General features: G+C 68.1%; 24 protein-coding genes. 11 read left to right on the forward strand and 13 right to left on the reverse strand.

All coding sequences use genetic code 11. The annotated features are described in order from the left end of the window. Window positions 1-102 precede the first annotated feature (102 nt). Window positions 103-1818, forward strand: a complete 1716-nt coding sequence (locus H261_RS09850; protein ID WP_008616944.1) for a diguanylate cyclase domain-containing protein — start codon at window positions 103-105, stop codon at window positions 1816-1818. On the opposite strand, the gene H261_RS09855 is transcribed toward H261_RS09850, so the two are convergent. After that, window positions 1805-2563, reverse strand: a complete 759-nt coding sequence (locus H261_RS09855) for a CbiX/SirB N-terminal domain-containing protein (RefSeq protein WP_008616945.1) — start codon at window positions 2561-2563, stop codon at window positions 1805-1807. The genes H261_RS09850 and H261_RS09855 overlap by 14 nt on opposite strands. Next, window positions 2560-3345, reverse strand: coding sequence for a uroporphyrinogen-III C-methyltransferase (cobA, locus tag H261_RS09860; protein ID WP_008616946.1), 786 nt, complete (start codon window positions 3343-3345; stop codon window positions 2560-2562). The genes H261_RS09855 and cobA overlap by 4 nt, the downstream gene beginning before the upstream one ends. 239 nt (window positions 3346-3584) lie before the next feature. Here cobA and H261_RS09865 point away from each other — a divergent pair, with 239 nt between their 5' ends. Beyond that, window positions 3585-4535: an ion transporter gene (locus H261_RS09865; RefSeq protein WP_200860249.1), complete on the forward strand. Its 951-nt coding sequence runs from the start codon at window positions 3585-3587 to the stop codon at window positions 4533-4535. Window positions 4536-4601: 66 nt separating this feature from the next. Here the strand turns inward: H261_RS09865 and H261_RS09870 are convergent, their stop codons facing one another. Continuing rightward, window positions 4602-6299 carry a hypothetical protein gene (locus H261_RS09870; protein WP_008616948.1) on the reverse strand — a complete coding sequence of 566 codons (1698 nt, stop codon included), beginning with the start codon at window positions 6297-6299 and terminating at the stop codon, window positions 4602-4604. 305 nt (window positions 6300-6604) lie between these two features. Here H261_RS09870 and H261_RS09875 point away from each other — a divergent pair, with 305 nt between their 5' ends. From H261_RS09875 to H261_RS09890, 4 genes are all read left to right on the forward strand, one after another. Next, the gene (locus tag H261_RS09875; protein ID WP_008616949.1) at window positions 6605-6853 is read left to right on the forward strand and encodes a hypothetical protein; all 249 of its coding nucleotides are present in this window, start codon (window positions 6605-6607) and stop codon (window positions 6851-6853) included. A gap of 147 nt (window positions 6854-7000) precedes the next feature. After that, window positions 7001-7360 carry a carboxymuconolactone decarboxylase family protein gene (locus H261_RS09880; protein ID WP_008616950.1) on the forward strand — a complete coding sequence of 120 codons (360 nt, stop codon included), beginning with the start codon at window positions 7001-7003 and terminating at the stop codon, window positions 7358-7360. After that, on the forward strand, window positions 7360-7776 hold the full coding sequence (locus H261_RS09885; protein WP_008616951.1) for a YeeE/YedE family protein: 417 nt from the start codon (window positions 7360-7362) through the stop codon (window positions 7774-7776). The genes H261_RS09880 and H261_RS09885 overlap by 1 nt, the downstream gene beginning before the upstream one ends. After that, entirely contained in the window at window positions 7773-8186 is a 414-nt protein-coding gene (locus H261_RS09890) for a DUF6691 family protein (protein WP_008616952.1), read from the forward strand. Before H261_RS09885 ends, H261_RS09890 begins: the two co-directional genes overlap by 4 nt. Before the next feature lie 37 nt (window positions 8187-8223). On the opposite strand, the gene H261_RS25415 is transcribed toward H261_RS09890, so the two are convergent. Genes H261_RS25415 through H261_RS09910 form a run of 4 tightly spaced genes read right to left on the reverse strand, consistent with a single transcriptional unit; the run spans window position 8224 to window position 12295 of the window. Continuing rightward, complete coding sequence (locus H261_RS25415) at window positions 8224-8397, reverse strand: hypothetical protein (protein WP_161625021.1); 174 nt, start codon at window positions 8395-8397, stop codon at window positions 8224-8226. A 43-nt stretch (window positions 8398-8440) separates the two neighbouring features. Then, entirely contained in the window at window positions 8441-10345 is a 1905-nt protein-coding gene (locus tag H261_RS09900; RefSeq protein ID WP_040476156.1) for an O-antigen ligase family protein, read from the reverse strand. A gap of 47 nt (window positions 10346-10392) precedes the next feature. Next, window positions 10393-11217, reverse strand: coding sequence for a hypothetical protein (locus H261_RS09905; protein WP_008616955.1), 825 nt, complete (start codon window positions 11215-11217; stop codon window positions 10393-10395). A gap of 40 nt (window positions 11218-11257) precedes the next feature. Next, window positions 11258-12295, reverse strand: coding sequence for an autotransporter outer membrane beta-barrel domain-containing protein (locus tag H261_RS09910; protein WP_008616956.1), 1038 nt, complete (start codon window positions 12293-12295; stop codon window positions 11258-11260). Between the two features lie 217 nt (window positions 12296-12512). Between H261_RS09910 and H261_RS09915 the strand changes: the two genes are divergently transcribed. From H261_RS09915 to H261_RS09920, 3 genes are all read left to right on the forward strand, one after another. Continuing rightward, entirely contained in the window at window positions 12513-13136 is a 624-nt protein-coding gene (locus tag H261_RS09915; RefSeq protein ID WP_008616958.1) for a hypothetical protein, read from the forward strand. Next, window positions 13124-13297, forward strand: coding sequence for a hypothetical protein (locus H261_RS25420; RefSeq protein ID WP_161625022.1), 174 nt, complete (start codon window positions 13124-13126; stop codon window positions 13295-13297). Before H261_RS09915 ends, H261_RS25420 begins: the two co-directional genes overlap by 13 nt. Before the next feature lie 66 nt (window positions 13298-13363). Continuing rightward, window positions 13364-13618: a hypothetical protein gene (locus H261_RS09920; RefSeq protein ID WP_008616960.1), complete on the forward strand. Its 255-nt coding sequence runs from the start codon at window positions 13364-13366 to the stop codon at window positions 13616-13618. A gap of 27 nt (window positions 13619-13645) precedes the next feature. On the opposite strand, the gene parE is transcribed toward H261_RS09920, so the two are convergent. Beyond that, window positions 13646-15637 carry a DNA topoisomerase IV subunit B gene (parE, locus tag H261_RS09925; RefSeq protein ID WP_008616961.1) on the reverse strand — a complete coding sequence of 664 codons (1992 nt, stop codon included), beginning with the start codon at window positions 15635-15637 and terminating at the stop codon, window positions 13646-13648. 93 nt (window positions 15638-15730) lie between these two features. Between parE and H261_RS09930 the strand changes: the two genes are divergently transcribed. After that, complete coding sequence (locus tag H261_RS09930) at window positions 15731-16135, forward strand: acyl-CoA thioesterase (RefSeq protein ID WP_008616962.1); 405 nt, start codon at window positions 15731-15733, stop codon at window positions 16133-16135. Window positions 16136-16192: 57 nt separating this feature from the next. Here H261_RS09930 and H261_RS09935 read toward each other — a convergent pair whose 3' ends face one another. The 3 genes from H261_RS09935 to H261_RS09945 form a co-directional block, all read right to left on the reverse strand. Then, the gene (locus H261_RS09935) at window positions 16193-16405 is read right to left on the reverse strand and encodes a hypothetical protein (RefSeq protein WP_008616963.1); all 213 of its coding nucleotides are present in this window, start codon (window positions 16403-16405) and stop codon (window positions 16193-16195) included. Between the two features lie 73 nt (window positions 16406-16478). Next, window positions 16479-17642 carry a type III PLP-dependent enzyme domain-containing protein gene (locus tag H261_RS09940; protein ID WP_008616964.1) on the reverse strand — a complete coding sequence of 388 codons (1164 nt, stop codon included), beginning with the start codon at window positions 17640-17642 and terminating at the stop codon, window positions 16479-16481. Further along, the gene (locus H261_RS09945) at window positions 17639-18139 is read right to left on the reverse strand and encodes an SET domain-containing protein-lysine N-methyltransferase (protein WP_008616965.1); all 501 of its coding nucleotides are present in this window, start codon (window positions 18137-18139) and stop codon (window positions 17639-17641) included. The genes H261_RS09940 and H261_RS09945 overlap by 4 nt, the downstream gene beginning before the upstream one ends. Before the next feature lie 251 nt (window positions 18140-18390). Here H261_RS09945 and H261_RS09950 point away from each other — a divergent pair, with 251 nt between their 5' ends. Further along, complete coding sequence (locus H261_RS09950) at window positions 18391-21759, forward strand: adenylate/guanylate cyclase domain-containing protein (protein WP_008616966.1); 3369 nt, start codon at window positions 18391-18393, stop codon at window positions 21757-21759. 85 nt (window positions 21760-21844) lie between these two features. Here H261_RS09950 and H261_RS26035 read toward each other — a convergent pair whose 3' ends face one another. Together H261_RS26035 and H261_RS09960 are read right to left on the reverse strand one after the other, a co-directional pair. Next, a complete protein-coding gene (locus H261_RS26035) occupies window positions 21845-23278 on the reverse strand; it encodes an ATP-binding protein (RefSeq protein ID WP_008616967.1) in 1434 nt (477 codons plus the stop codon). Beyond that, window positions 23275-23759, reverse strand: a 485-nt coding sequence (locus H261_RS09960) for a winged helix-turn-helix domain-containing protein (RefSeq protein WP_008616968.1), incomplete at its 5' end; no start/stop codon positions are given. The genes H261_RS26035 and H261_RS09960, both read right to left, overlap by 4 nt.

Here is a 23759-nt window from a genome sequence, read left to right on the forward strand (position 1 = left end):
TTGCCCTTTGCCATGCCTTGTATTGAGTGAATATCGCTTAACTTTCCGATGCTTCCGTGTATTGTGCGCCGCTTGGTAAAGATGCATTTCGGGGGCATCTGAGTGATCGTCAATCTGCGCATCGGCATCCGTTTGTCCCTGATCGTCGTCATCTTGCTGGCGGCGTTGGCCGGCGTGTCGTTTTACGCCCTGCACGAGATTCGCGACCGCCTGCTGGCCGAGCGCCAGAGCCAGACCCGCATCATGGTGCAAGGCGCGCTGACCCAGATCGTCCGCTTCCACGCCATGGAATTGGACGGCGTCATCTCGCGCGAGGTGGCGCAGAAGATGGCGCTGCGGGCGGCGGATACCCTGCGCTACGGTCCCGACCAGTATGTCTGGGTCAACGATTCCCGTCCGGTGGTGCTGTCCCATCCCATCGAGGCCATGGTCGGCCGCAATGTGGGCGACCTCAGGGACGCGGACGGGCGCCCGCTGTTCCGCGAGTTCATCCGCATCAGCACCGCCAGCGGCCACGGCACGGTGACCTACAAGTGGCCACGGGTGAACGACGACGTGCCGCGCCTCAAGATCTCGTACGTGGAGGGCTTCGCGCCCTGGGACTGGACGGTGGGGTCCGGCGTCTATGTGGACGACATCGACGCCGCCTATGACGCGGCGGCGCGGCGCTTCGGCCTGTTCGCCCTGCTGGCCGGGCTGGCCAGTGCGCTGGTGGTCTGGCTGGTGGGGTCGACCATCACCCGGCCGCTTAGCCAGATCACCCGCCACATGACCCGGCTGGCCTCGGGGCAGGACGTGGGGGTGCCGGAAACCTCGCGCGCCGACGAGGTGGGGGAACTGATGCGGGCCATGGCCGCCTTCAAGCGGCATCTGGCCGAGAAGGAGCAGTTCCGCGAGGCCCACGACTGCGTCCTGCGCGAGGCCGGCACCGTCTTCAACCTGATCGGCGATGCGGTGATGGTCACCGACGCCCGCAACCACATCAAGCTGGTCAATCCGGCCTTCACCCGTATCACCGGCTATGGTCCCGACGAGGTGATCGGCCGGTCGCCGTCCATCCTGGCCTCGGGGCGGCACGACGATGCCTTCTACACCGCCATGTGGGAGCATCTGGCCAAGACCGGCACCTGGAACGGCGAGATATGGAACCGCTCGAAGAGCGGGGAAACCTATCCCGAATGGCTGTCCATCACCGCCATCAAGGATCGCGGCGGCCAGGCCCAGGGCTATGTGGCCACCTTCAGCAACATCAGCGAGCGCAAGCGCCGCGAAACCCGCATGCGCTGGCAGGCCGAGCATGACGCCCTGACCGGCCTGGCCAACCGTTCGTGCTTCGAGACCTCGCTGGCGGTGGCCGTGGCCGAGGTCCGCGACAGGCAGGACGGTCTCGCCCTGCTCTACATCGACCTGGACGGCTTCAAGGCGGTCAACGACACCATGGGCCACGCCGCCGGCGACGCGGTGCTCATCGTGGTGGCCAAGCGCCTGCACGAGGTGGTGCGCGCCGACGACGTGGTGGCGCGCCTGGGCGGCGACGAGTTCGCGGTGGTGATACCCGCCCTGCACCGCCAGGCCGACGCCCTGGCCATCGCCGAGAAGATCGTGTCGCGGCTGTCCGAGCCCTTCGTGATCGGCCGGAACGTGGCCCATATCGGCGCCAGCGTCGGCATCGCCCTCTATCCCGATCACGGCGCATCGCCCGACGAGTTGACCACGGCCGCCGATGCCGCCATGTACCGGCGCAAGCAGGCGGGACGCAACGGCGTCGCCATGGCCGAGGCGGCAGCGGCGCGGCCGGTTGCCGCTACCGTCCCCTGACCAGGTCGAGGATGATTTCTTCCAGTTCCGGTTCGGCGCCCAGGCCGGTGCCCAGGGCCACTTGGCGGCCATGGCTGGTCACCGGGCCGGTTTCACCCTGAGCGAGGCCGAACAGCGGCGGAATGTCGCGGCCGGCGTGCATCCCTTGCGCCACCAGCAGGGGCAGCGCCACCACGCGCCGGCCCCGGACCATCTCCGGCCATTGGCCGGCAAAGGGCTCCTGTTCCAGGAAAGTCAGCCTTACCTCGGCGAAATGGGCCATACCCTCCAGGGCGGCGGCGATGGCGCGGGGAGTCTCGCCCGCGCCGCCCGGCCGGGCCGAGCCGTGGGCGATGAGCAGCAGGCTGGTATCCGCCGGACTCCAGCCGCAGCCCCGCGACACCCCGTCGGCGCGGCATGCCAGCAAGCCCGGCAGGCGGGGATGGGTGCCGGCCGGCTCGGTATAGATCACCCGGCGGTCGCCGCGCTCTGTAACCTGACCGGTCAGTCCAATTTCACGCGGGATCAGGGTGCCGGTATAGAAACCGCGCCCGGCGAAGACCGGAACCACGTAGACCGTCGGGGATGCGACCAGGGACAGGGCGGCGGCCAGCGGCGGGTTCTGCTTCATGAACACCGCCGCCACCTCGGCGAACAGCCGGCGGCGCCGGATGGATTCGGCCAGGGCGAGGATGGGACGGGCGGCGTCGGGATAATTACCCGAGCCATGTCCCACCAGGACCAGGGCCGAATCGGAAAGGGTCATGACGGGCCGAACCAGTCCAACTCGTCGGCCAGCCCCACCACCCGGCCGATGATCAGCAGGGTGGGGGCCTGCAGGCCGGCGGCGGCGGTCAGGTCCAGCAGGGTGGCCAGGGTGCCGACCACCCGGCGCTGGCGCGGCGTGGTGCCGCTCTCGACGGCGGCGGCGGGGGTGTCGGCCGGCAGGCCGGCGGCCATCAGGCGGGCGGCGATCTCCGGCAGGGCCTGCAGGCCCATATAGACCGCCAGGGTGACCTCGGGATCGGCCAGCTTGGTCCAGTCCAGGTCGAGGGAGCGCTCGCCCTGCAGATGGCCGGTGACGAAGCGCACCCCGGTGGCCAGCCCGCGATGGGTCAGGGGAATGCCGGCATAGGTGGAACAGCCGGCGGCGGCGCTGATGCCCGGCACCACCTCGAAGGCGATGCCGTGGCGGGCCAGATGCAGGGCCTCCTCGCTGCCGCGCCCGAAGACGAAGGGGTCGCCGCCCTTGAGCCGTACCACGTCGCGGCCCGAACGCGCCAGACGGAGCAGCAGGTCGTTGATCTCGTCCTGGACCAGATGGTGGTTGCCCAGCGCCTTGCCGGCATAGATCCGCTCGGCGGCGGCGGGAATCAGCTCCATGATCTCTTTGCTGACCAGTCGGTCATAGACCACCAGGGCGGCGCCCTGGATCAGGCGCAGCGCCTTGACGGTCAGCAGGTCGGGGTCGCCCGGCCCCGCACCGATCAGAAAAACCCGTCCAGCCTTGGCATCTCCAGCCCTGGTATCCAGCGTGGCCACGCTCATCGTGTCTCCGGCTCTATTATATTAATATACACTAAAGTAACGCATCCGGTCGGCGCCATGAAATTCCGTCACCGTCCGGCCCTTTCCCTCGCCGGGGCTGCTCGGATATGGTGGCGCAAAATAGCGTCTTTAACATCGGCCATTTTGTGACCCAAAGCCATTCCGCCCATCCGCAGCCGTCACAACCGCAACCGGGGCATCCGCATCCGGGCCCGCGGCATGTGCGGCGGCGGCGCACCTTGCGGCGCACGGTCTACCACATGCTGGGCGGCGAAGGCCATTCCGACCTGCTGGTCAAGGTGGTCGACGCCTTCCTGATCGCCCTGATCGTGCTGAACGTGGTGGCGGTGGTGCTGGAATCCATCGAGCATCTGTCCATCGCCCACGGGCCGGTCTTCCACGCCTTCGACCTGGCCTCGGTGGCCATCTTCAGCCTGGAATACCTGCTGCGCCTGTGGACGGCGGTGGAGATCGACGATCCCCGCTTCCGCCATCCCCTGTGGGGGCGGCTGCGCTGGGCGGTGTCGCCCATGGCCATCGTCGACCTGCTGGCGGTGCTGCCCTTCTACATGGGCATGTTCGTCGAACTGGACCTCAGGGCGATCCGGGTGCTGCGCGTGCTGCGGGTCTTCAAGCTGGGGCGCTATTCCCTGGCCATGAGCGTCATGGCGGCGGTGGCGCGCCAGGAGGCGCGCTCGATCAGCGCCGTGCTGTTCGTGATGGCGGTGATCCTGGTCCTGACGTCGAGCCTGATCTACCTGTTCGAGCACCGGGCCCAGCCCCACGTGTTCAGCGACATCCCCACCGCCATGTGGTGGGCGGTGGTGACCCTGACCACGCTGGGCTATGGCGATATGGTGCCGATCACCCCGCTGGGCCGGCTGCTCGGCGCGCTGACCGCCATCCTGGGCGTCGGCATGATCGCCCTGCCCGCCGGTGTGCTGGCCTCGGGTTTTTCCGAGCAGATGCGCATCCGCCGCGAGGAATACCGCGAGGCGGTGGAGAAGGCCCTGGAGGACGGCTCCATCAACCGTTCGGAGCGCCGCCTGCTGGACCGCACCCGGCGCACCCTGCAGCTGTCCGAGGAGGAGGCGTCGCTGATCCTGCGGCAGTCGGTGGAGACGGGGCACGTATGCCCCCACTGCGCCAAGCCGCTGCGGGGGCCGCATTCCCATCCGGAAGAGGATTGAGCGGGCGCTCCAAGGCGCCCTCTTTCCCGGAACGCGGCCGTCCCGGCCGCATTCCGGTCCGCCCGGTCAGCCGAAGCCGGCCTTGACCAGCAGGATGTGAAAGTCGCGCAGCGCCTTCTGGGCCCGCACCGGGTCGGTGAAGCCGTCGATGAAATGGGCGTCGAAATTGGGTTGGCGCAGCAGCGACAGGATGCGCTGGCGGGCGCGGTTCATGGCCTTGCCCTCGGGCAGCACGCCGGCGGCGCAGAACTGCACCAGACGGACGGCGCGGTCGCGCAGGTGGGAATCCTGGTGGTCCAGCTTCTCGACGATTTGCTCGGTGACCAGATAGGCCTCCAGCATGGTGTCGATGAAGCCGCAGATCTTCTCGCGGACCGCCGGCGGAAAGGCGGCGGCGGCGGCGATCTTGTGCGCCAGGGTGGCGCGCAGCATCTTTTCCTTGGGCGGCAGCGAGCGCACGCAGAAATCGCCCAGATGGCGGGCCGACAGGCAGTAATCCACCAGCTCGGCGATTTCCGGGGTGGCGGTGCCGCCCCAGGGCGAGCCGGCCAGGTCGCAGAGATAGACCAGGCCCTGTGCCCGGTCGGGCAGCATGCGGAACAGGCCGTTGACGGTGGCCTTGCGGCCGGGGGCGCCGCCCTGCTCGATCTGACGGGAATAGCGGATGGTCAACGCCTCGGCGGTTTCGGAGCCCGAGATGAAACCGGTGGGCGTCATGGTGCGCTCGACCAGCTTCTTCAGCTCCTCCAGTTCCTTGCCGCTTTCGCTGCGGTAGAGCGGATTGGGCGACCTGATCTGGCGGTGGGCGCGGTCCAGCATGCAGGCGCGGCTGATGGGCAGCTTCTTCTCGGCGAACAGGCGGTTGAGGATTTCGGCGGATTCGCCGGCCTCGCTCTTCTCGGTGGGGAACTTGCCGTCTGCCAGATCGAACATGCGGCAGATGGCGGCGCCCAGGCCCGGCTGCCAGCCCAGGATCTCCTGCACCACGGCGGAGCCCAGCACGTCGGCGATGACGCCGTCCAGCAATTCCACGGCATGGGGATCGGAATCCTCCACCGCCAGCTTGCACAGGAACTCCAGCTTGCCCACCCAGGAGCGCGCGTTGATCAGGTCGCGCGACAGCAGCACCATGGCCAGGTAATCGACGTCCTCGCCCCCGGCCTGGGCGCGGATTTCCTTGATGGCGTCGGAGAAACAGCCGTCCAGCTTGGGCAGCTTGACGTTCTCCACCCGCTTGGCGCGGGCCGAGATGTCGTCGATGGACTTGAAGATCTCCTGGCTGCGCGACTTGGAATCCTGCTCGGAATCCTTGGTCTGCAACTGGGACACCCGGTCCACGGCGGAGGGCACCAGGGTATCCTTGTCCTGAAGCCGCTTCAGTTCCTTGTAATTGTGCATCAGCTCGGTGGGCGTCAGGATCGCCTTGTCGAGATAGCTGCGGAAGATGCGGTTGACCGTATTGCGGCCCTGCGGCCCCATGAACTCTTCCGGGGTCTCGCACTTTTCCGGGACTTCGTCGATCTGGGAGATGCGGACCGGGCCGTCATCGGCGCCCGCCCGGGTCTGGGCGAAGATCTCGGTCTCGTCCATGGTGCCGTCGGAGCGCATCCAGTTGCGGACGATCCGGGCGCCCTCGCACTTCTTGTCGGCCAGGAACTTCTTGGCCAGCGCCCGCGCTTCCACTTCCTTGGGAACGACCGTCTCGGTCGCCCACCGGCCGCCCTTGTTGACCTGAACCTCGAAATTTTCTCGACTTGAGACCATTCTGGTCCTCGCCCGCCACTTATATTTGTTTCTCGCCCGAACCCTCCAGTTCTGGACGTATTCAAGAAAAATAACCATTGGCGACACACTGTGTCACGGGATTATTCGAATAGTCTCCAGGGAGGCATGCAGATAAGCCGGGTTGCGGTTCGCTGCGCAAACGTCCAGAATCCTTGACGGACCCATGGGGAATGGGCCGGGGGAGGACTGAGGCCATGTCGGCATACAGGATATCGTATATACGTTCGACAGGGTGGACACGGCTGGGATTGGCTGGAGCCGTCGCTGTTCTGTTCGGAGCCCCCATGCTGTGGTCGTTGGGGGTGTTCGGCGCGGGAGACGACGCGCTGCATCGGACGGTGATCTTCACCCTGGCCGGACTGTGGTTCTTCGTGGGCACCTTCTACGTGATCGGCTGGGCCCTGCAGGGGTTCGTGATCCGCCAGAAGGTGGCGGACGAGGATGCCGACGACGTGCCGCCGGTCCGCCGGCCGCCGCCCAGCGCCCCGCCGCCGCCGTCCGCGCGTCCGCCGAGCCGGTCGCAGGGTCACTGACGTCGACCACAGGGCTTCCCTTCGCCCCGGCGGCCCCGCTCCGGCCGCCGGGCGGTACCGCCATGCGGACCCTCCCCTTGAAACCCGCCGCCGTATCTATATATTAGCCTCACCTAAAATATTATTCTTCCCAAGGCGAGGTGCGTGATGCTCAAGGACTGGAACGAATTGGCCAACGGGCTGTCCAAGATGGTCGGACAGGTGCGCGGCGGGGTGCCCGAGGTGATGAAGGGCTTTTCCGCCATGGCCAAGGCGGCCACCGCCGACGGTGTCCTGGACGGCAAAACCAAGGAGCTGATCGCCCTGGCGCTGGGCATCGCGGCGCGCTGCGACGGCTGCCTGGCCTTCCACGCCAAGGCGGTGGTGGAACTGGGCGGCACCCGCGAGGAGGTCATGGAGACCATCGCCATGTCGGTGTACATGGGCGGCGGCCCATCGCTGATGTACGGCGCCCTGGCGCTGGAAGCCTATGACCAGTTCGCCGTCAGGAAGCAGGCCGCCGAATAATGGTGGCGCTGTCGGCCGCCGATTGGGGTCTTGCCCTGGCTGGCGGGGGATTGATCGGGCTGGCGGCGGCTGGCCTGATGCTGGCTTTCGGCCGGGTGGCCGGGGTCAGCGGGCTGGTCCGCAACGCCCTGGCGGGACGGGTCGAGGCCATCGCCTTCGTGCTCGGCCTGCCGTTGGGCGCCCTGCTGGTCCAGGCCCTGCTGGCGTCGCCGCCGGTGACCGCCTTCGCTTCGCCGGGGCGGCTGGTCCTGGCCGGCCTGCTGGTGGGAATCGGGGCCGGGCTGGCCAACGGCTGCACCAGCGGCCACGCGGTGTGCGGCATCGCCCGGCTGTCGCCGCGCTCGCTGGTCGCCACCGTGCTGTTCATCGCGGTGGGAGCGGGAATGGTTGCCCTGGCGGGAGTGCCGGCGCCATGAGCCGCGCCGCGCTTTTCCTGCTGTGCGGCGTGGTGTTCGGCGCCGGACTGGCCCTGTCGGGGATGACCGATCCGGCCAAGGTGATCGGCTTCCTGGATTTCTTCGGGCATTGGGACCCCCGGCTGACCGCCACCATGGGCGGTGCCGTCGGTGTGGCGGCGCTCGGCCAGTGGCTGCTGCGCCGCCGGGGTCGGCCCATGCTGTGTGCCGGGATGCCCGCCGTGCCGCCGTCGCGTCTCGACGCCCGCCTGCTGATCGGTTCGGCGGTCTTCGGCGCCGGCTGGGGGCTGGCGGGATTGTGTCCGGCCCCCGCCCTGGCGGTTGCGGCGCAGTCCCCGGTGGCCCTGTGGTTCGTGGGCGGCTTCGTCGCCGGCCTGTTGGGGACGGCGCGTCCGGGCGGGAGAGGATAAGCGGTTCCTCGGCGCCCGCCGGTGGGATGTCCGGGGCTCAGGCCCCGACGGCCGTCTTGATCTTGGCCACCTGATCGGGAGCGTAGAAGCTGCACACGCCGCGCTTGGCGGCGGGCTCCAGGCCCAGATCCTTGATGGCCTTCTTCACCTTGCCGTCGGACACGTCCAGCGCCTTGGCGATGTTGCCGGGGCTCAGATTCTCGTCAGCCATGGTCGGTTTCTCCTGATGGTCGGTCATGATGGGGCGGGGGCGCCTATCTGTAACTGGCGATCTGCGTCTTCAATTCCGGCGGAATCATGATGAAGCGCTCCACCCCCATATGCATGGCCTTCTGCAGCTTCCGGATACCCTCGGGGAAGCTCTCCCGGTTTCCCAGCATGACGATGCCGGCGTACCACAGGCCGACCGGATCGTCGGCCGGAAGATGGCGGGCGACGAATTCGGAGACCTCGGCCTCCCGTTTTCCGGCAAGCAGGGACGACAGGTAAGGTGCCGCCAGATCGCTTCGCCGGGGCGCCATCGCCAAGGTACGCACCAGTCCGTCCTTCAGGGGCGAGAGAAGTTCGGCCCTGTGCCCGGCGCTCGCCGCCGGCCATGACTGGGCGGCGAGATCGGAGCGGATGATGGTCCCCTCGACAGCCAGGGGAAGGCCGTCCCGCGCCAGGGCCATGGTGTCTGCGGCGCACAGGCGCCGGCGCATGTGTTCGGCCGCGACGGCGACCTCGTCGGTTGGCGCCTTGCTGCTGATCACGTCGCTCAGATGGTGCCATTGCGTCTGGATCAGCCAGACCGCATGAATGCGCGCCTGTCCTGCCAGAAGGGGACGGCAATCGTCGGGGGGAATGGCGGCGAATTCCCGCCGGCCGGCCTCGGCGCGGAGCCATAACGCTGCCGAGGTGGCGACCAGCAGGACGGCGCCGGCTCCCAGGGCACGGCGCAGCGCTTGCCCATGCCCCGCGCGCCGCCATGACAGGCCGATCAGCCCGACCGCGGCCCCAAAGGCCGGCACCGAGGTGGGCAATTGGAACCACATGCAGGACAGGACCGCCAGGGCGACGGAAAACCCCGTGGCGGCGGGGCGGAAGCGGCGGGACGCACCATGAACCAGCAGGCCGAGAAATGCCGCTACGGCGATGCCGGCCGGCACTCCCGCCGACAGCGTCGCCTCGACCACCTCGTTGTGGGGGTGGAAGTCGTTGCGGTGGGCAGCATCCCAGAACAGGAACTCGTCGCTGGCTTCCGATTGCAGCGCCACATGGTCCAAGGCCATGGAGCGGGCCAGGGCCACATCGAAGCTTCCCCAGCCCCGGCCGGTCAGCAGGGCCAGGGGGTCGATCCTCAGTTCCTCGGCGACCACGCGGATCATATTGGCCCGCGAGACCACGGTATCGCGCAAGGAATGGGGAACGTCGTGCAGGATGCCGTAGCGGCCAAGAACGAAGACGCCAAGGGTCAGCGATACCGCTGCCAGGGGCGGCAATGCCGCCATGGCCCATCGGCCGAAGGGCTTGCGGTTGGCCCATGCGGCACCGGCGAAACACAGGACACCGGCCAGGAGCGCCAGGTAGGCGCTACGGTTGTCGGACAGGAAGACGAGCCCGACCAGGCCCAATCCGGCCAGTCCGGCAACGAGTGGCCGGCGCGGCCGCCAGGCCATGATCGCCATCCAGGCGAACAGGGCGTTGAAGGCTCCCGCGTCGGTAAAGTGCTGCGGGCGCCAGGCCATGGGGGCCCAACGGTTCAGGGCGATCATGACGGCCGCCCCCGCCGCCATGGCCGCCACCAGCAGGGCCTGGGGGGCTTTGCGGTGCCGCAGGGACGAGGCCCCCATGGCCAGGGCGGCCACGGTGAGGAGCCAGCCGACGCCATGGCCGCTCTGGGGAGTGCCCAGCCAGCTTCCCGCGGCGGAAACGGCGAAAGGCAGGGCTGCCGCCGACCAGCCGGCCATGGCAAGAAGAACCAGCACGCTGAGCGGCGGCCGGCGCGTCCCGGCGCGGTTCAGGGCAAGGATCGCCAGCACCAGCCCGGCTAGCCCGGCATTGGCGGCGCTCACCGGTTCGGACTGGAACCAGATGCCGATACCGGCCAGGGGGGCCAGCGCCAGCAGGAAGGTGAACTGTCCGGCGGCCAGCAGGGCGGCGATGGCCCAGGCCGCCATCTGTCCCTCGGCAAGGGGGGATGGATGGGAGTCGGACGCCGCGCTCATCATTCCTCCTTGGCCAGGATCGCCTGCCGCAGCCGGGGGGCCAGGCCGGGCCACACGGTCACATAGCAGCAATGATGGTCGGAATCGACCCCGAGAACGCCGGCGGCGGCGGCGGCGGGCAGGGCGCGGCGGTAGGAATCCACCACCGAACGGGGCACGACATCGTCCCTCAGCCCCACCACATGCCGCTGGGGGAGGCGCGCCAGGAGGGGGGCGCAACACTGGACGGGGTCCAGGGACCCGCTCAGGGGGGCCACGTCGTGATGGCGTACCCACGCACCCACGTCGAGGGGGGCGGCGATGGTGAGCAGGCCCGCCACGTCGGTCCGGCCGGCGGCGACCACCGCCGCCATCACTCCGCCCCCGGAATAGCCGGCCAGCAGCACCCGGCGGGCCGAGAACAGGATCTTCAGGCGGTCGATGGCGCTGTTGGTCGCGGCGACCGCCGCCGGAGAGAACCTGTCGCTGGTCCAGGCGGCGACCGAGCACATGCTGGAGGTCTGGTACTGGCACGGACGGGCCAGATAAGCGACGGCGGACGCCGGATCGGCCACGGCGAGCCGTAATCCGACAGGGTCGCGCGGCGTGGGGTCGGCGGACGGCACGTAGCGGCTGCGCCACGCCAGCCCGTCGCCTTCGATGTAGATGGTCAGGAGTTCGGTCGGCCGCGGCGGGGCCATATAGGCCTGCAACGGGAAGGCGGAATCCGCCAGGACAAGGCCGGTCCATCCTTTTTCCGACGCTATGGCGCGGGCCGAGGACGCGCGGTCGGCGAACGGAGAGCCGGCGCAGCCGTTCAACAGGAAAAGAATAAGGGCGGCCAAGGTAACCCTGGCCGCCCCATTTCCAGAAAACATGGTGGGATTAGAAGTCGAACCGGATGTTCGTCACCACGTTGATCTGCCGGAGGTTGGAGTCGCCCAGCGGGGTCGAAACCTCGATGGTGCCGACAGCCAGTTCGCCGATATACAGCAAGGTGCCGGCCTGCGCCAGGAAGTCGGCCTTGTCGTCGGCGTCGCCCAGCCACTTGCGGCCGGTGCCGCCGACGTAGGGCTCGATGAAGCCGAGGTTGTAGCCGACCTTGCCGCCCAGGTTCACGGAGCCGAGCTTGGTGCTCAGGGCGGAGGTGGCGACGCCGTTGCTCTCGTTGAAGGCGTTCTTGCTCTCATTCGCCCACAGGCCGCCGAACTTGGCGGAGAAGCGCCAGGCATCCTCGCTCCACACGCCATTCAGGTTGGCGGCGGCGAACCAGCGATCGGCGTCGGTCTTGCCGGTGATCTTGGTGGCGACCAGGGGGTCGAGGCGGTCGATGGTGTAATTGAGCCCGGAATAGCCGCCGCTCACATCGACGCTGTAGTTCTTGGTGAACTTGTAGAGAGCGTACGGGGCGATGGTCCAACCGGAGGCATTCAGGTTGCCGTTGTTGAAGGTCGTCTTCAACTGGGTGTCTTCGTAACCGGCGGCCAGACCGACCATCAGAGCATCCGTGAACTTGTAGTCCACGCCGCCCATGCCGGTCCACACGGTACCGTTGAATTCAGAGCCGGTCTTGTTGTACTGGATGTTGGAGTATCCGCCATTCAGCCACACGCCGACGCCGAGATCCTTCGAGCCGCCGGAAAGGCCGCCACGGAACGGACCACTGGCCGTCTTGGGAGAAGCGCCGGTGAAGCTGCCGATGCGCTGGGCGATCAGGCCCGCAGTCTGGGTGGAGGTGGCCTTCAGCGTCTCAACCGCGGTAACCTGGGTCGAGGACTTGTTGGTGTTGGACGAGCACTGGCTGTAGGTGGTGCTGTAGCCGCTGGCGGTACAAGCCTGCAGGGCGCCGCCGGCGAAAGCGCCGGAGCTTCCCAGAACAAAAGCACCCGCCGCCGCGGCTATCCCAAGAATCCGGAAACGCATGTGAGGACCCCCTGCAAAATATACATCAAATTGTCTAGGGTTTGGGTATCATGGCGAGACACCCCATTCAACCAGTATCGACACGATGATATCGCATTCTTGCCACTGTTGCGTTTCCGCAACACCGGAGGCGGGTTCGTCGGAGCGCCGGCTTTCCCGCCGCGGCTTTCTTGCCTTTGGGCTGGCGGCGGCCGTTTGGCCGGCGGCGGGCGTCGGGATGGAGCGCTCCGCTCTCGTCCCGTTGCCGCGCCCCGTCCTCTATGACGGTTCCGCCTCGGCTTTCCTGGCCTGGGGCAGGTCGCCCTTTGTCAACGATCTGATGGTTTCGCCATCCTATGGCGGAATGCAGACCTTCGTTCTGCGGTCTCCCGGTGGCGGGGCGCCCCGGCCGGAGGAACGGGCGGCGCAGGCTAGGCTGGAAGGCCAGGCGGCGAAGATCGTCGCCAATGGAAGCGAGGTCATTCCCCGGTTGCTGGGCCTCGTGCATGAGGCGCACCTCCGTCACCAGGCCGCGCCGCAGAGCGCGCCGGTCGAGAGGGCCGAGGACGCGCTGTTGAATCTCGCCTCCCGCGCCACGGCGTGCGGCGATGTGGCCACGGCATTGTCGGTGCTTCTCAACCGGGCCGGCATCCGCACGCGCATCCTGATGCTGGCGCGCGAGTCCGATGGGTTGGGACGGGCCGATCATGTGACCCTGGAGGCATTTTCCCCGGAAGCCGGCCGGTGGCTGCTGCTGGAGGGATTGTTGGGCGGGGGGCCGGGAAAGGGGGGGGGCTGTCGCGCCACCCCACCTCGGGATTCCTCCAACTGGCCGGTAACCCGGCGGCCATGGCCGCCTTGAACGGCGCCCATGGGCAGGTCTATTACACCGAACGGACCGGATTTGCCGTGATTCTGCCGGACCCGGACTATTCCCGCCCGGTCGAGATTTTTTGGGCTCCGACCAGCGAAGCGGCAAGGCGCTTCATGGTTTTGCGTTTTGCGCGGGGACTGGCCGAATAGCCTCTTTGATCGCTGTCGAATGTGTCATGCTCGACGTTCTCTCCTCACATGGACAGGAGGATGGCCATGCGGGCCGTTCTGGCAATCACTTCGCTTCTGATGGCTTGGCCTGCCCTGGCCCAGACCCCGATGGGCAACGTCAGCCAGACGATCACCGAGAACGCCGTCCGGTCGACGGGCGATTCGATCGGCAAGGCGACCGCTCCCAACGCGCAGAAGGCCGAGGACGCCAAGGCCGCCGGGACGGCCGTCAAACAGACGACAGACCCTGACGGGCGACCGCCGACGGTTGCGCCATCGGCGCCATCGGTGAATAAGTAAACAGGCCAGCCTTTGAGCTGACCGGCATCACACGTCCAGGTCCGTGGCGAACTTGGCCCGTTCCTGGATGAACTGGAACCTGAGTTCCGGCTTCCTGCCCATCAGGCTTTCCACCAGGCGGGCGACGTCCTTGGCCTCCTCGTGGTCCTCCTCGGTGCGGCCCGAGGGGATGGTGACCCGCAGAAGCGTGCGTTTGGCGGGGTCCATGGTGGTTTCCTTCAACTGGGCGGGCGGCATTTCGCCCAAGCCCTTGAAGCGGCTGATCTCGACATTCTTCTTGCCGGCGAACAGGGTGCGCAGCAACTCTTCCTTGTGGGCGTCGTCGCGGCCATAGATGACGGTCTGGCCGTGGGCCAGGCGATACAAGGGCGGCAGGGCGAGATAGAGGTGGCCGTTCCTGATCAGGTCGGGCATTTCCTGGTAGAAGAAGGTCATCAGCAGCGAGGCGATGTGGGCGCCGTCCACGTCGGCGTCGGTCATGATGATGATCTTCTCGTAGCGCAGCTTCTCGTCGTCGTAATTGTCACGCGCGCCGCAGCCCAGGGCCTCCATCAGGTCCTTCAGTTCCTGGTTCTGGCGCAGCTTGTCGGTGGACGCCGAGGCGACGTTGAGGATCTTGCCGCGCAGCGGCAGGATGGCCTGGGTCTCGCGGTTGCGGCCCGACTTGGCCGAGCCGCCGGCCGAATCGCCCTCCACCAGGAACAGCTCGGTGCCGACGTTGACCGAACGCGAGCAATCGGCCAGCTTGCCGGGCAGGCGCAGGCGCTTGGTGGGCGTCTTGCGGTTCATCTCCTTAGCCTGACGGCGGCGCGCCCGGTCCTCGGCCCGTTCGATCAGGCGGGTGAGCAGGGCGCCGGATGAGGCCTTGTCGCCCGACAGCCAGTGGTCGAAATGGTCCTTGACCGCGTTCTCCACCAGACGGGTGGCCTCGGCGCTGGCCAGTTTTTCCTTGGTCTGGCCCTGGAATTGCGGGTCGCGGATGAACAGGCTGACCATGACGCAGGCGCCGACCATCACGTCCTCGGCGGTGATCTGCCCGGCCTTCTTGTTGCCGGCCATCTCGCCGTAGGAGCGCAGGCCCTTGGTCAGGGCGTTCCTGAAGCCCGCCTCGTGGGTGCCGCCCTCGGGCGTGGGGACCGTGTTGCAATAGGTGTTGGTGAAGCCTTCCTCGTCGTCGTCGGGCCAGGCCACCGCCCATTCGACCTGTCCCATGTCGTCGGCCAGCGGCGCGATGCCGCTGAACATGTCCTTGGTGACCAGCGGGCGGTCCTTCAGCACCGCCTTGAGGAAATCGGTGAGGCCGCCGGGAAAGTGCAGGGTGTCCTCGACCGGGATTTCGTCGCCGTCCTTGATCAGCAGCGGGTCGCATTTCCAGCGGATCTGCACGCCGCGGAACAGATAGGCCTTGGAGCGGGCCATGCGGTAGAGCGGGCCGGGGCGCAGATGGGCGCGTTCGCCGAAGATCTGCGGGTCGGGATGGAAGATGACCGTGGTGCCGCGCCGGTTCTGCACCGGTCCCACCTTCTCCAGCGGCCCCAGCGGCAATCCGCGCGAGAAGCGCTGGCTCCACAGCACCCGGTCGCGGGCCACCTCGACGGTCAGCGCGTCGGAGAGCGCATTGACCACCGAGACGCCGACGCCGTGCAGGCCGCCCGACACCTTGTAGGCGTCGCCGCCGAACTTGCCGCCCGAGTGCAGCGTGGTGAGAATCACCTCGAGAGCGCTCTTGTCGGGGTATTTGGGATGGGGGTCGACGGGAATGCCGCGGCCGTTGTCGCGCACCGTGCAGGTGCCGTCCACCGCCAGCTCCAGCTCGATCCAGCCGGCATGCCCGGCCACAGCCTCATCCATGGCATTGTCCAGGACCTCGGCCACCAGATGGTGCAGCGCGCGGTCGTCCGTGCCGCCGATATACATGCCGGGGCGGCGGCGGACGGGCTCTAACCCCTCAAGGACCTCGATGTCCTTGGCGGAGTATTCGGTCGCCTTGGGGGCGAGTTGCTGGAACAGGTCGGACATGGCTGGCATTATAGAAATGCGTGCCCGATGCGCAAGCGCATGCTGTAGCGTCATCGGAGTTAACCACAAGATATTGTAAGATCGGGACATTCCATGAGCGAGAGCATCGAAATCAGCGGCGCACCGCGCGGCCGCCTCTCCACCCGGGCCATCGCCATGCCCGCCGACACCAACCCGTTCGGCCATGTGTTCGGCGGCTGGCTGATGAGCCAGATGGATCTGGCGGGCGGGACTCATTCCTATCGCCGGGCGCGGGGCCACACCCCAACCGTGGCGGTGGAAGGCATGGAGTTCCACCAGCCGGTCTATGTGGGCGACGAGGTCAGCTGCTACACCGAGGTCATCCGGGTGGGACGGACCTCCATCTCCATCCGGGTGGAGGCCTGGGTGCGCCGCCACGGCGGTTCCGACGCCCTGGTCAGGGTGACCAGCGCCGTATTCACCTATGTGGCGGTGGACGACAAGGGCAAGAAGCGGCCGGTTCCGCCCGAGGAATAAGCCAACAAAAAGAAAGGGCCCCGGAAGGGGCCCTTTCCACGGAAACCGTCGGAAGGCTTACTTCTTGGCCGCCGGCTTGTTCCAGGGGCAGTTTTCCTTCTTGGCGCGCGGCTCGCCCAGGTTGCCCTTGGTGTCGGCCTCCTGATAGAAGGCCACCGAACCGTCGGGCATGCACACCGGATCGGTGAAGCCGCCGAAGGGCTCCCAGCGGCCCGGGCCACAGCCGGCCAGCAGCATCACGGTGCCCATGGCGAGAATAATCTTCTTCATAATCCCAATCTCCTCTCATGCGACAAAAGACCTAGGCAGACGATACAAGCGGTTGGGAACGGAGTCCATCCGTCTAAAACGCTTCCACACTCTGGTGGCCGGCGAAATCCGCATCGATCACCGCCACCCGCTCCGACGCCATTCCGTTGTAGCGGGCCGCCATCTCGCGGCCATAGGCGCCGATCAGGTTGAACTCCACGTAGTCGCCCTCTGCCGCGTTCTCGGGCAGGTCCAGCGGCCAGGGCAGCTTGTCGTTGCCGTCGCAGGTGGGGCCGAAGGCGGTGAAGCTGCCCGCCGGGCCGGCCTTCAGGCGGCCCTGGGAATCCAGCAGGCGGAAGGGCAGGGACAGTTGGTCCTTGCCCCAATAGGTTTCGGTCAGCCCGCCGAAGATACCGTCGTTGAGATAGACCGCATCCGGCTTCCTGAGATTGATCCGGGCCAGCAGCGAGCCGCCCTCGGCCATCAGGGCACGGCCCGGCTCGCAAGCCAAACGGATGCCGCGCGGCGCGGTCAGCTCCCGGTGCGCTTGCGCGATCGCCTCGAAATAGGCCGGCAGCGGCGGTGCCCGGGTCAGGCGGTAATAGGCGGGAAAGCCGCCGCCGATATCCATCCAGTCGATACCGATGCCACTGCGGTCGATGGATCGGCAGGCCAGTTCCAGCCCCAGGCGGAAGGCCTGCGGGTCCAGGCATTGCGAGCCCACGTGGAAGGTCGCGGTGGGCTTCAGGCCCATGCCGGCCGCCCGGCGCAGCACCGCTTCGAAGATTTCCGGCGGCGCCCCGAACTTGGTGGACAGGTCGTAGACGGCGCCCGAGCCCTTGGGAATGGCAAGGCGCACCACCGGCCGCATGTTTCCGTCGGTCAGCCCCGCCACCTTCTCCAGTTCGGCGAGGCAATCCACCGCGAAGAAGCGCACGCCCGATCGCCAGGCCAGGCCGATCTGCCCCGGCGTCTTGGCCGGGTGGTGATAGAACATCACGCCCTCCGGCACGCATTGCGCCACCCGCTCGATCTCCATGGGCGACGCCACGTCGAAATGGCGGATGCCGGCCCGGCGCATGGTTTCCAGCACCAGGGGGTGGGCGTTGCACTTGACGGCGTAAAGGGTGTCGCCGGGAAAGCCCGCCACGAACGCCCGCGCCATGGCCTCGATGCGGCGGGGGCGCAGCAGGTGGACGGGAATCTCCGGCCGCTCGGCCTGGATGAAGGCGGCGACCGACGGGTATGAACCCGTCACCGCGCGCTCCGGCGGGCGCGGGGAAGCTTGCCGTTCAGGTCGGTGAGATAGGCCTTGCCCGCCTCGTTGACCGCCTCGCGCCGCCCGGTGATCCAGCGGCGGCAATGGGACGAACCGCAATCGCAGGGAAACTGGCGGTACAAGGTGTCTTCGGTCACCGCGTAGTCGATGGTCAGCAACTCGCCCGGCCCGATGTCCAGCAGGGCGAGAATTTCGAGGCGCTGCATATCCAGCACGCAATTGGGGGCGCAGGAATGGGACAGCAATCCGACGAAATAAGGGTCGTGCAGGTGGGTTGCCGGCGAAATCTGCAGGCTGTGCTGGAAGACGGTGTTGGAGAGCATCCCGGCGAACTTGGCGACCCGCTTGCCGCGTTCGAAGTGAATTCTGGCCCGGATGCCCCTGCCGACCCGGCCGTCCACCGCGGTCACGGTGAATTGCTCGGAATTGGGGAGAGTCTCGTCGACGATCAGTTCGCGCGGGTAGATCTCGGCCATGGTGGACAGCGCACCTCGATCCCAGAGCCAAAGGAGCGAATTCCCCATCAAGGTAGTCTTGCGCCCGGGCGGCGTCAACGGACGATGCATCGCCGCAATCGCCGTTTTAGCTATTTGATTTAATTAGATAATAACATTTGCGCCCTAGCATGGGGCCGGGCTGTTCCGCTCCCTGGTCCCGGCGGACCTTCCGGGGCGGGCCGGCTCATGGTACACAGGTATTCAGACCCATTGGAAAGGCTTGGCCCACCTTGGCGGATTCGACCCCGATCAGTGCCGGTGCAAATACGCTCCGCAGCCTGTCCGAGTGGGAGAGGATCACCCGCGATCTGCTGGAAGAGGGCCAGAACTTCCTGGCCCACGATACGGCGCGCGAGGGGCTGAGGGCCTATCCCGACAGTTTCAAGCTGGCCATTTTCGGCGCGGTGGCGCTGTCGCAGACCGGCGCGGTGGACGAGGCGCGCAAGCTGCTGCAGCCGGTGCTCGACGTCATCCTGATCGACGAGGGGCCGTTCCATCGCCTGCACAATTCCTTGCGCCGCGCCGTCGAGGGGCTGGAGCAGGCGGACAGCCAGGACACCCTGGCCTCCATGGCCGAACTGGCCGAGGCGCTGGAACTGGTGCGCGGCAAGAAGCTGGTGGCCAGCGCCGACGCCGAGACCTATACCTCCCTGGCCGGGGTGTTCCGCGAGGCCTGGCTGGCGTCGGGCGCGCGGGGCGATCTCGAGCATTGCCGCGAACTGTTCCTGCGCGCCTTCCACATCAGCAACGCGCCGCGCGACGGCATCGACGCGGCGGTGACCTCGTGGCTGCTGGGCGATCACGACGGGGCGCGGGACCTGGCGCGGCGGGTCCGCGACCGGGTGTCCCACGCCGAAACCGACCTCACCCTGTCGCCGGAGGAGCGCTACCAACTGCTGGCCACGGTGGCCGAGGCCCACCTGCTGCTGGGAGAGGTGCAGGACGCCCTGGCCTCCTTCGCCTGGGCCAGCACCCTGGAAGGCATCCATTACGGCAGCACCGTGGCGGCCCTGAAACAGCTGGCCCTGCTGCAGGAAGGCGGGCTGGCCGTTCCCGAGGCGGTGTTCGACATCATCAAGCCGCCCACCGTGGTGGTGTTCACCGGCCACGCGCTGGACCGGCCGGGCGAGGGGCCGCACTTTCCGCCCGAACTGGAAAGCGCCGTGCGGGCCGAGATCGCCAAGTCCCTGGACGAGCTGGGTGCCCAGGTGGGCTATTCCACCGCCGCCTGCGGCTCGGATTTGCTGTTCATTGAGGCCATGCTGGAGCGCGGCGCCGAGGTGAACGTGGTGATGCCCTACGCCATCGACGATTTCATCGCCGAGAACGTGCGCTATGGCGGCTCGCGCTGGGAGATGCGCTTCAGGAACGCGCTGAAGCTGGCCAACACCGTGACCTACGCCACCGAGGAGCGCTTCCTCGGCCACGGCATGCTCTACCGCTTCGCCAACCAGTGCCTGCACGGGCTGGCGACGCTCAGGGCCACCTTCCTGCGCACCGCCCCCTACCTGCTGGCGGTGTGGGACATGATGCCCGGCTCGCTGGCCGGCGGCGCCGCCGACTTCATCGACCAGTGGGAGGACATCTCCCAACTGCGCATCATCGATCTGGACGGCCTGCTGCAGCAGCACCCCGATCTGGCCGGCGATTGCCTGCCCGCCATGCCCGACCTGGACGGCGACCAGGACGAGGAGCAGGGCGAGGGCCGGGTCATCCGCTCCATGATGTTTTGCGATATCGCCGGCTATTCCAAGCTGAAGGAGGAACACACCCCGGTGTTCCTCGACTTCCTGCGCATCATTTCCGAGGGCATGGCCGGGCTGGAGCATCAGCCCCTGGCCATCAACACCTGGGGCGACGCCATCTTCGCGGTGATGGACAAGGCCACCCCCATGGCCGAATACGCCCAGACCCTGCAGGAAATGGTGCTGAAGGCCGACGGGGAACTGGCCGACCGCCTGCCCCATCCCCTCAATCTGCGTATCTCGCTGCATGCCGGTCCGGTGTTCCAGGCCATCGACCCCATCTGCGGCCGGCAGAACTTCTACGGCAGCCACATCAACCGCGCGGCAAGGCTGGAGCCGGTGACGGTGATCGGCCACGTCTACGCCACCCAGCAATTTGTGGCGGTGTTGACCGCCGAGCAGAGCGCCATGCGCTCGGAGTCCCAGAACCGGGGCGAGGACTTCGTCGAGCGCTTTGCCTGCGAATATGTGGGCGTGCTGTCGCTGGCCAAGGATTTCGGCAAGCAGACCGTCTATCACCTGCGCCGTCGGGCGGCCACCGAGGACATCCCCGAGGAGCCCGTGGCGGAACCGCCGCCGCCCGAGCCCAATCTCCAGGCGCTGCTGTCCACCGAACTGCTGAACGTCATCCGCTCGATCCCCGTGGACGAGGAGCCCGCTCCCGAGGAGGAGCCGGCGCCGTTCGAGGACCCGGTGGCCGAGGAGGAGCCCGCTCCCCCGCCGCCCGTTCTGGAGGGCGCCCTGTCCGACGACGACATGGAAGCCATCCTGGCCATGGGCGAGGTGGCGGACCTGGGCGAGGACGAGGAGCCGGCGCCCTGCGCCCCCGCCGATCTCGGCGATCTCGGCTCTCCCATCCTGTCCGACGACGACATGGAGGCCTTGTTGGGCGAGGCCGCCCCGCCGGTGACGGAAGGCACCCTGTCCGACGATGACCTTGCCGCCATCCTGGCCATGGGCGAGGTGGCGGACCTGGGCGAGGGCGAGGAGCCGGCGCCCTGCGCCCCCGCCGATCTCGGCGATCTCGGCTCCACCGCCCTGTCCGACGAGGATCTCGCCGCCCTGCTGGAGGAAATCGGACAGGAGGAAGAGGAGGGGGAGGCTCCGGCGCCCGAAACGGCCGAGGGGGCGCTGTCCGACGAGGATCTGGCGGCGATCCTCGCCATGGGCGATCCCGAGGACGAGGCGGAGGAGGAGCCGTTCACCCCCGCCGCCGACCTGACCTCCACCACCCTGTCCGACGCCGATCTTTCCACCTTGCTGGCCGAGGCGGCGGAAGAGGAGGAATTCGACGCCCAGCTGGCGGCCGACGACGAGGCGCCCAAGCCGGATTTCGCCTTCCATCAGGCCGCCATGTCCGATGACGAGATCGCCGCCCTGCTGGAGGAGAGCGACGAGGACGAGGATGCGTCCCCCGCCGCCGACCTGCCGGAGATGGGGGCGGAAATGGGCTTTTCCGACGCCGATCTGGCCGCTTTGTCGCAACAGGCGGTGCCTTGTGCCCCCGACAGCCCGCCACCCTCGCTGTTCGACTTGGGCGGCGCCATGAGTGACGACGAAATCGCCGCCCTGCTGGAGGAAAGCGACGGCGATCCACTTTCCGCCGACGAGCTGCCGGAGATCGGCGGCGGCAGCGGTTTTTCCGAGGACGATATGCGGGCCCTGCTGGCCGAGGCGGGCGAGGCCAGCCTGGACGGCGATCCCGAACTGGCCGAGGTGGCGGCGGCCGTCGAGGCGGCCATGGCCAAGCTGGAGGCCGAGGACGAGATCGCCCTGGCCCCGCCCCGGCCGAAACCACCGGTCCGCCCCTTCACCGGCCGGGTGGAAATCACCCTGGCGCCGCCGAAGAAGTAGGGCTGGGAGAGGGGCACGCGGGCGAGACGCCCGCGCTCCAAAGCTTGGGTTCCAGGGAAAGCATGTTTTCAGGGTCTCTCCCGCCCTATCCCTCCATCCCCGGCAGGCTCACCGTCACCCGCAGCCCGCCGCCGGGCCGGTCGGCCAGCGTGATGTCGCCGCCATGGGCGCGGATGGCGGCGCGGGCCACGGCAAGGCCCAGGCCGGTGCCGCCGGTATCGCGCGAGCGTGAGGTTTCCAGCCGCACGAAGGGGGCGAAGACCCGTTCCCGCGCCTCCGCCGGAATGCCCGGCCCCTGGTCCTCGACCACCACCAGGGCGTCGCGGCCGCTGGTTTCCAGGGTGACCGCCGCCGAGCCGCCGTACTTGATGGCGTTGTCGATCAGATTGGCCAGGGCGCGCTTCAGCGCCGCCGGGCGGGCCTCCACCACCAGGGATTGCGGCCCCCGGTAGCCGCAGCGGGCGCCGAGATCGTCCAGGTCCTCGACCATGCCCTGGACCATGGCGGCGAGGTCGAGGCGGATGCGCGGCTCGCTGGCCGCGTCGTCGCGGGCGAAGGCCAGGGTGGCGGCGATCATCGCCTCCATTTCCTCCAGGTCGGTCAGCATTCTGGCGCGCTGGTCGTCGTCCTCCATGAACTCGGCGCGCAGGCGCAGCCGGGTGATGGGGGTCTTCAAGTCGTGGCTGATGGCCGCCAGCATCTGGGTGCGGTCCTGGACGAAGCGGGTGATGCGGCCCTGCATGACGTTGAAGGCCTGGGCCGCCTGGCGCACCTCGCGCGGGCCGGTCTCGGCCAGGGGCGGGGCCGAGACATCGACGCCCAGGCGCTCGGCGGCGGCGGCGAAGGTGGCGAAGGGCCGGGTGGCGCGGCGCACCGCCAGCAGGGCGACCAGGGTGACCAGCACCAGGGCGATGACCAGCGGCGCCACGAAGCGCGGCCGCCACAGGGGATCGCCCAGGTCGAGCGGCGCCAGCACGTTGAGCCAGGAGCCGTCCTTGAGATGCACCGAGACGCGCAGCGCCGGACCGATGGGGCGTCCGCCGCCGGGCCCGCCGATGCCGGGTCCGCCCGGAGCGCCGCTCCCAGGGCCGTGCATGTGCCGCCCGCCGCGCCCGATGCCGGTGTTGGGGCCGGCCAGCAGCGGGCCGGGGCGGGTGGAGACCTTGATGCCGCGCCCCTCCAATCCGCTTTCCAGGGACGAGCGCACATAGGCGGCCAGTCCGAAATTCTCGTCGTCCAGGGCGACCGGCTGGGGGCCCCAGCCGACGCGGAAATTGGGAGTGTCCTGGCTGTTCAGGGTGTCCTGGCGCAGTTGGGGCGCCACCTGCTCGGCCAGGGTGACGAGGCCCGCCACCCGCTCGGCGGCGTTGCGCCCGCCGATGGTCTCCAGCGCCTCCTGCCGCTGGGCGGCGAACAGCACCACCGCTGTCGCCGCCGAGATCAGCAGTGCGGCGACCAGCACCAAAGCGGTGCGGCCCACCACGCTGTCGGGCAGCAGGCGGAAGCGGGCGGTCCTCACGGGCGTTCCACTTCCGGGGTGAAGAGATAGCCGCCGCCCCGCACCGTCTTGATGATCTGCGGATCGCGGGCGTCGTCGCCGATGCGCCGGCGCAGGCGGCTGACCTGGATGTCGATGGAGCGGTCGAAGGGCACCGCCGAGCGGCCGCGCGCGAAATCCAGCAGTTGGTCGCGCGACAGCACCCGGCGGGGATGCTCGACGAACACCTGGAGCAGGCCGAACTCGCCCGCCGACAGGGCCACCATCACGCCCTCGGGCGAATGCAGGTCGCGGCTGGCCAGGTCGAGAACCCAGCCCAGGAAGCGCACCTTCGTGCCGCCGTGCCCGGCCATGGCCTCTTCCGGGGTCTGGGTCCGGCGCAGCACCGCCTTGATGCGGGCCAGCAATTCGCGGGGATTGAAGGGCTTGGCCACGTAATCGTCGGCCCCCATCTCCAGCCCGACGATGCGGTCGGTGTCCTCGCCCATGGCGGTCAGCATGA

Source organism: Paramagnetospirillum caucaseum (genome assembly GCF_000342045.1).
Classification (GTDB): Bacteria; Pseudomonadota; Alphaproteobacteria; order Rhodospirillales; family Magnetospirillaceae; genus Phaeospirillum; species Phaeospirillum caucaseum.

Excerpts from the sequence above, each read along its gene's own strand:
- H261_RS09900 (WP_040476156.1), bottom strand. The coding sequence starts at position 10,345 with ATGGCGGCCTGGGCCATCGCCGCCCTGCTGGCCGCCGGACAGTTCACC.
- H261_RS09945 (WP_008616965.1), bottom strand. The coding sequence starts at position 18,139 with ATGGCCGAGATCTACCCGCGCGAACTGATCGTCGACGAGACTCTCCCC.
- parE (WP_008616961.1), bottom strand. The coding sequence starts at position 15,637 with ATGTCCGACCTGTTCCAGCAACTCGCCCCCAAGGCGACCGAATACTCC.
- H261_RS09885 (WP_008616951.1), top strand. The coding sequence starts at position 7,360 with ATGGTGGCGCTGTCGGCCGCCGATTGGGGTCTTGCCCTGGCTGGCGGG.
- H261_RS09890 (WP_008616952.1), top strand. The coding sequence starts at position 7,773 with ATGAGCCGCGCCGCGCTTTTCCTGCTGTGCGGCGTGGTGTTCGGCGCC.
- H261_RS09855 (WP_008616945.1), bottom strand. The coding sequence starts at position 2,563 with ATGACCCTTTCCGATTCGGCCCTGGTCCTGGTGGGACATGGCTCGGGT.
- H261_RS25415 (WP_161625021.1), bottom strand. The coding sequence starts at position 8,397 with ATGGCTGACGAGAATCTGAGCCCCGGCAACATCGCCAAGGCGCTGGAC.
- H261_RS09875 (WP_008616949.1), top strand. The coding sequence starts at position 6,605 with ATGCTGTGGTCGTTGGGGGTGTTCGGCGCGGGAGACGACGCGCTGCAT.
- cobA (WP_008616946.1), bottom strand. The coding sequence starts at position 3,345 with ATGAGCGTGGCCACGCTGGATACCAGGGCTGGAGATGCCAAGGCTGGA.
- H261_RS09920 (WP_008616960.1), top strand. The coding sequence starts at position 13,364 with ATGCGGGCCGTTCTGGCAATCACTTCGCTTCTGATGGCTTGGCCTGCC.
- H261_RS09910 (WP_008616956.1), bottom strand. The coding sequence starts at position 12,295 with ATGCGTTTCCGGATTCTTGGGATAGCCGCGGCGGCGGGTGCTTTTGTT.
- H261_RS09870 (WP_008616948.1), bottom strand. The coding sequence starts at position 6,299 with ATGGTCTCAAGTCGAGAAAATTTCGAGGTTCAGGTCAACAAGGGCGGC.
- H261_RS09880 (WP_008616950.1), top strand. The coding sequence starts at position 7,001 with ATGCTCAAGGACTGGAACGAATTGGCCAACGGGCTGTCCAAGATGGTC.
- H261_RS25420 (WP_161625022.1), top strand. The coding sequence starts at position 13,124 with ATGGCCGCCTTGAACGGCGCCCATGGGCAGGTCTATTACACCGAACGG.
- H261_RS09915 (WP_008616958.1), top strand. The coding sequence starts at position 12,513 with ATGGAGCGCTCCGCTCTCGTCCCGTTGCCGCGCCCCGTCCTCTATGAC.
- H261_RS09930 (WP_008616962.1), top strand. The coding sequence starts at position 15,731 with ATGAGCGAGAGCATCGAAATCAGCGGCGCACCGCGCGGCCGCCTCTCC.
- H261_RS09935 (WP_008616963.1), bottom strand. The coding sequence starts at position 16,405 with ATGAAGAAGATTATTCTCGCCATGGGCACCGTGATGCTGCTGGCCGGC.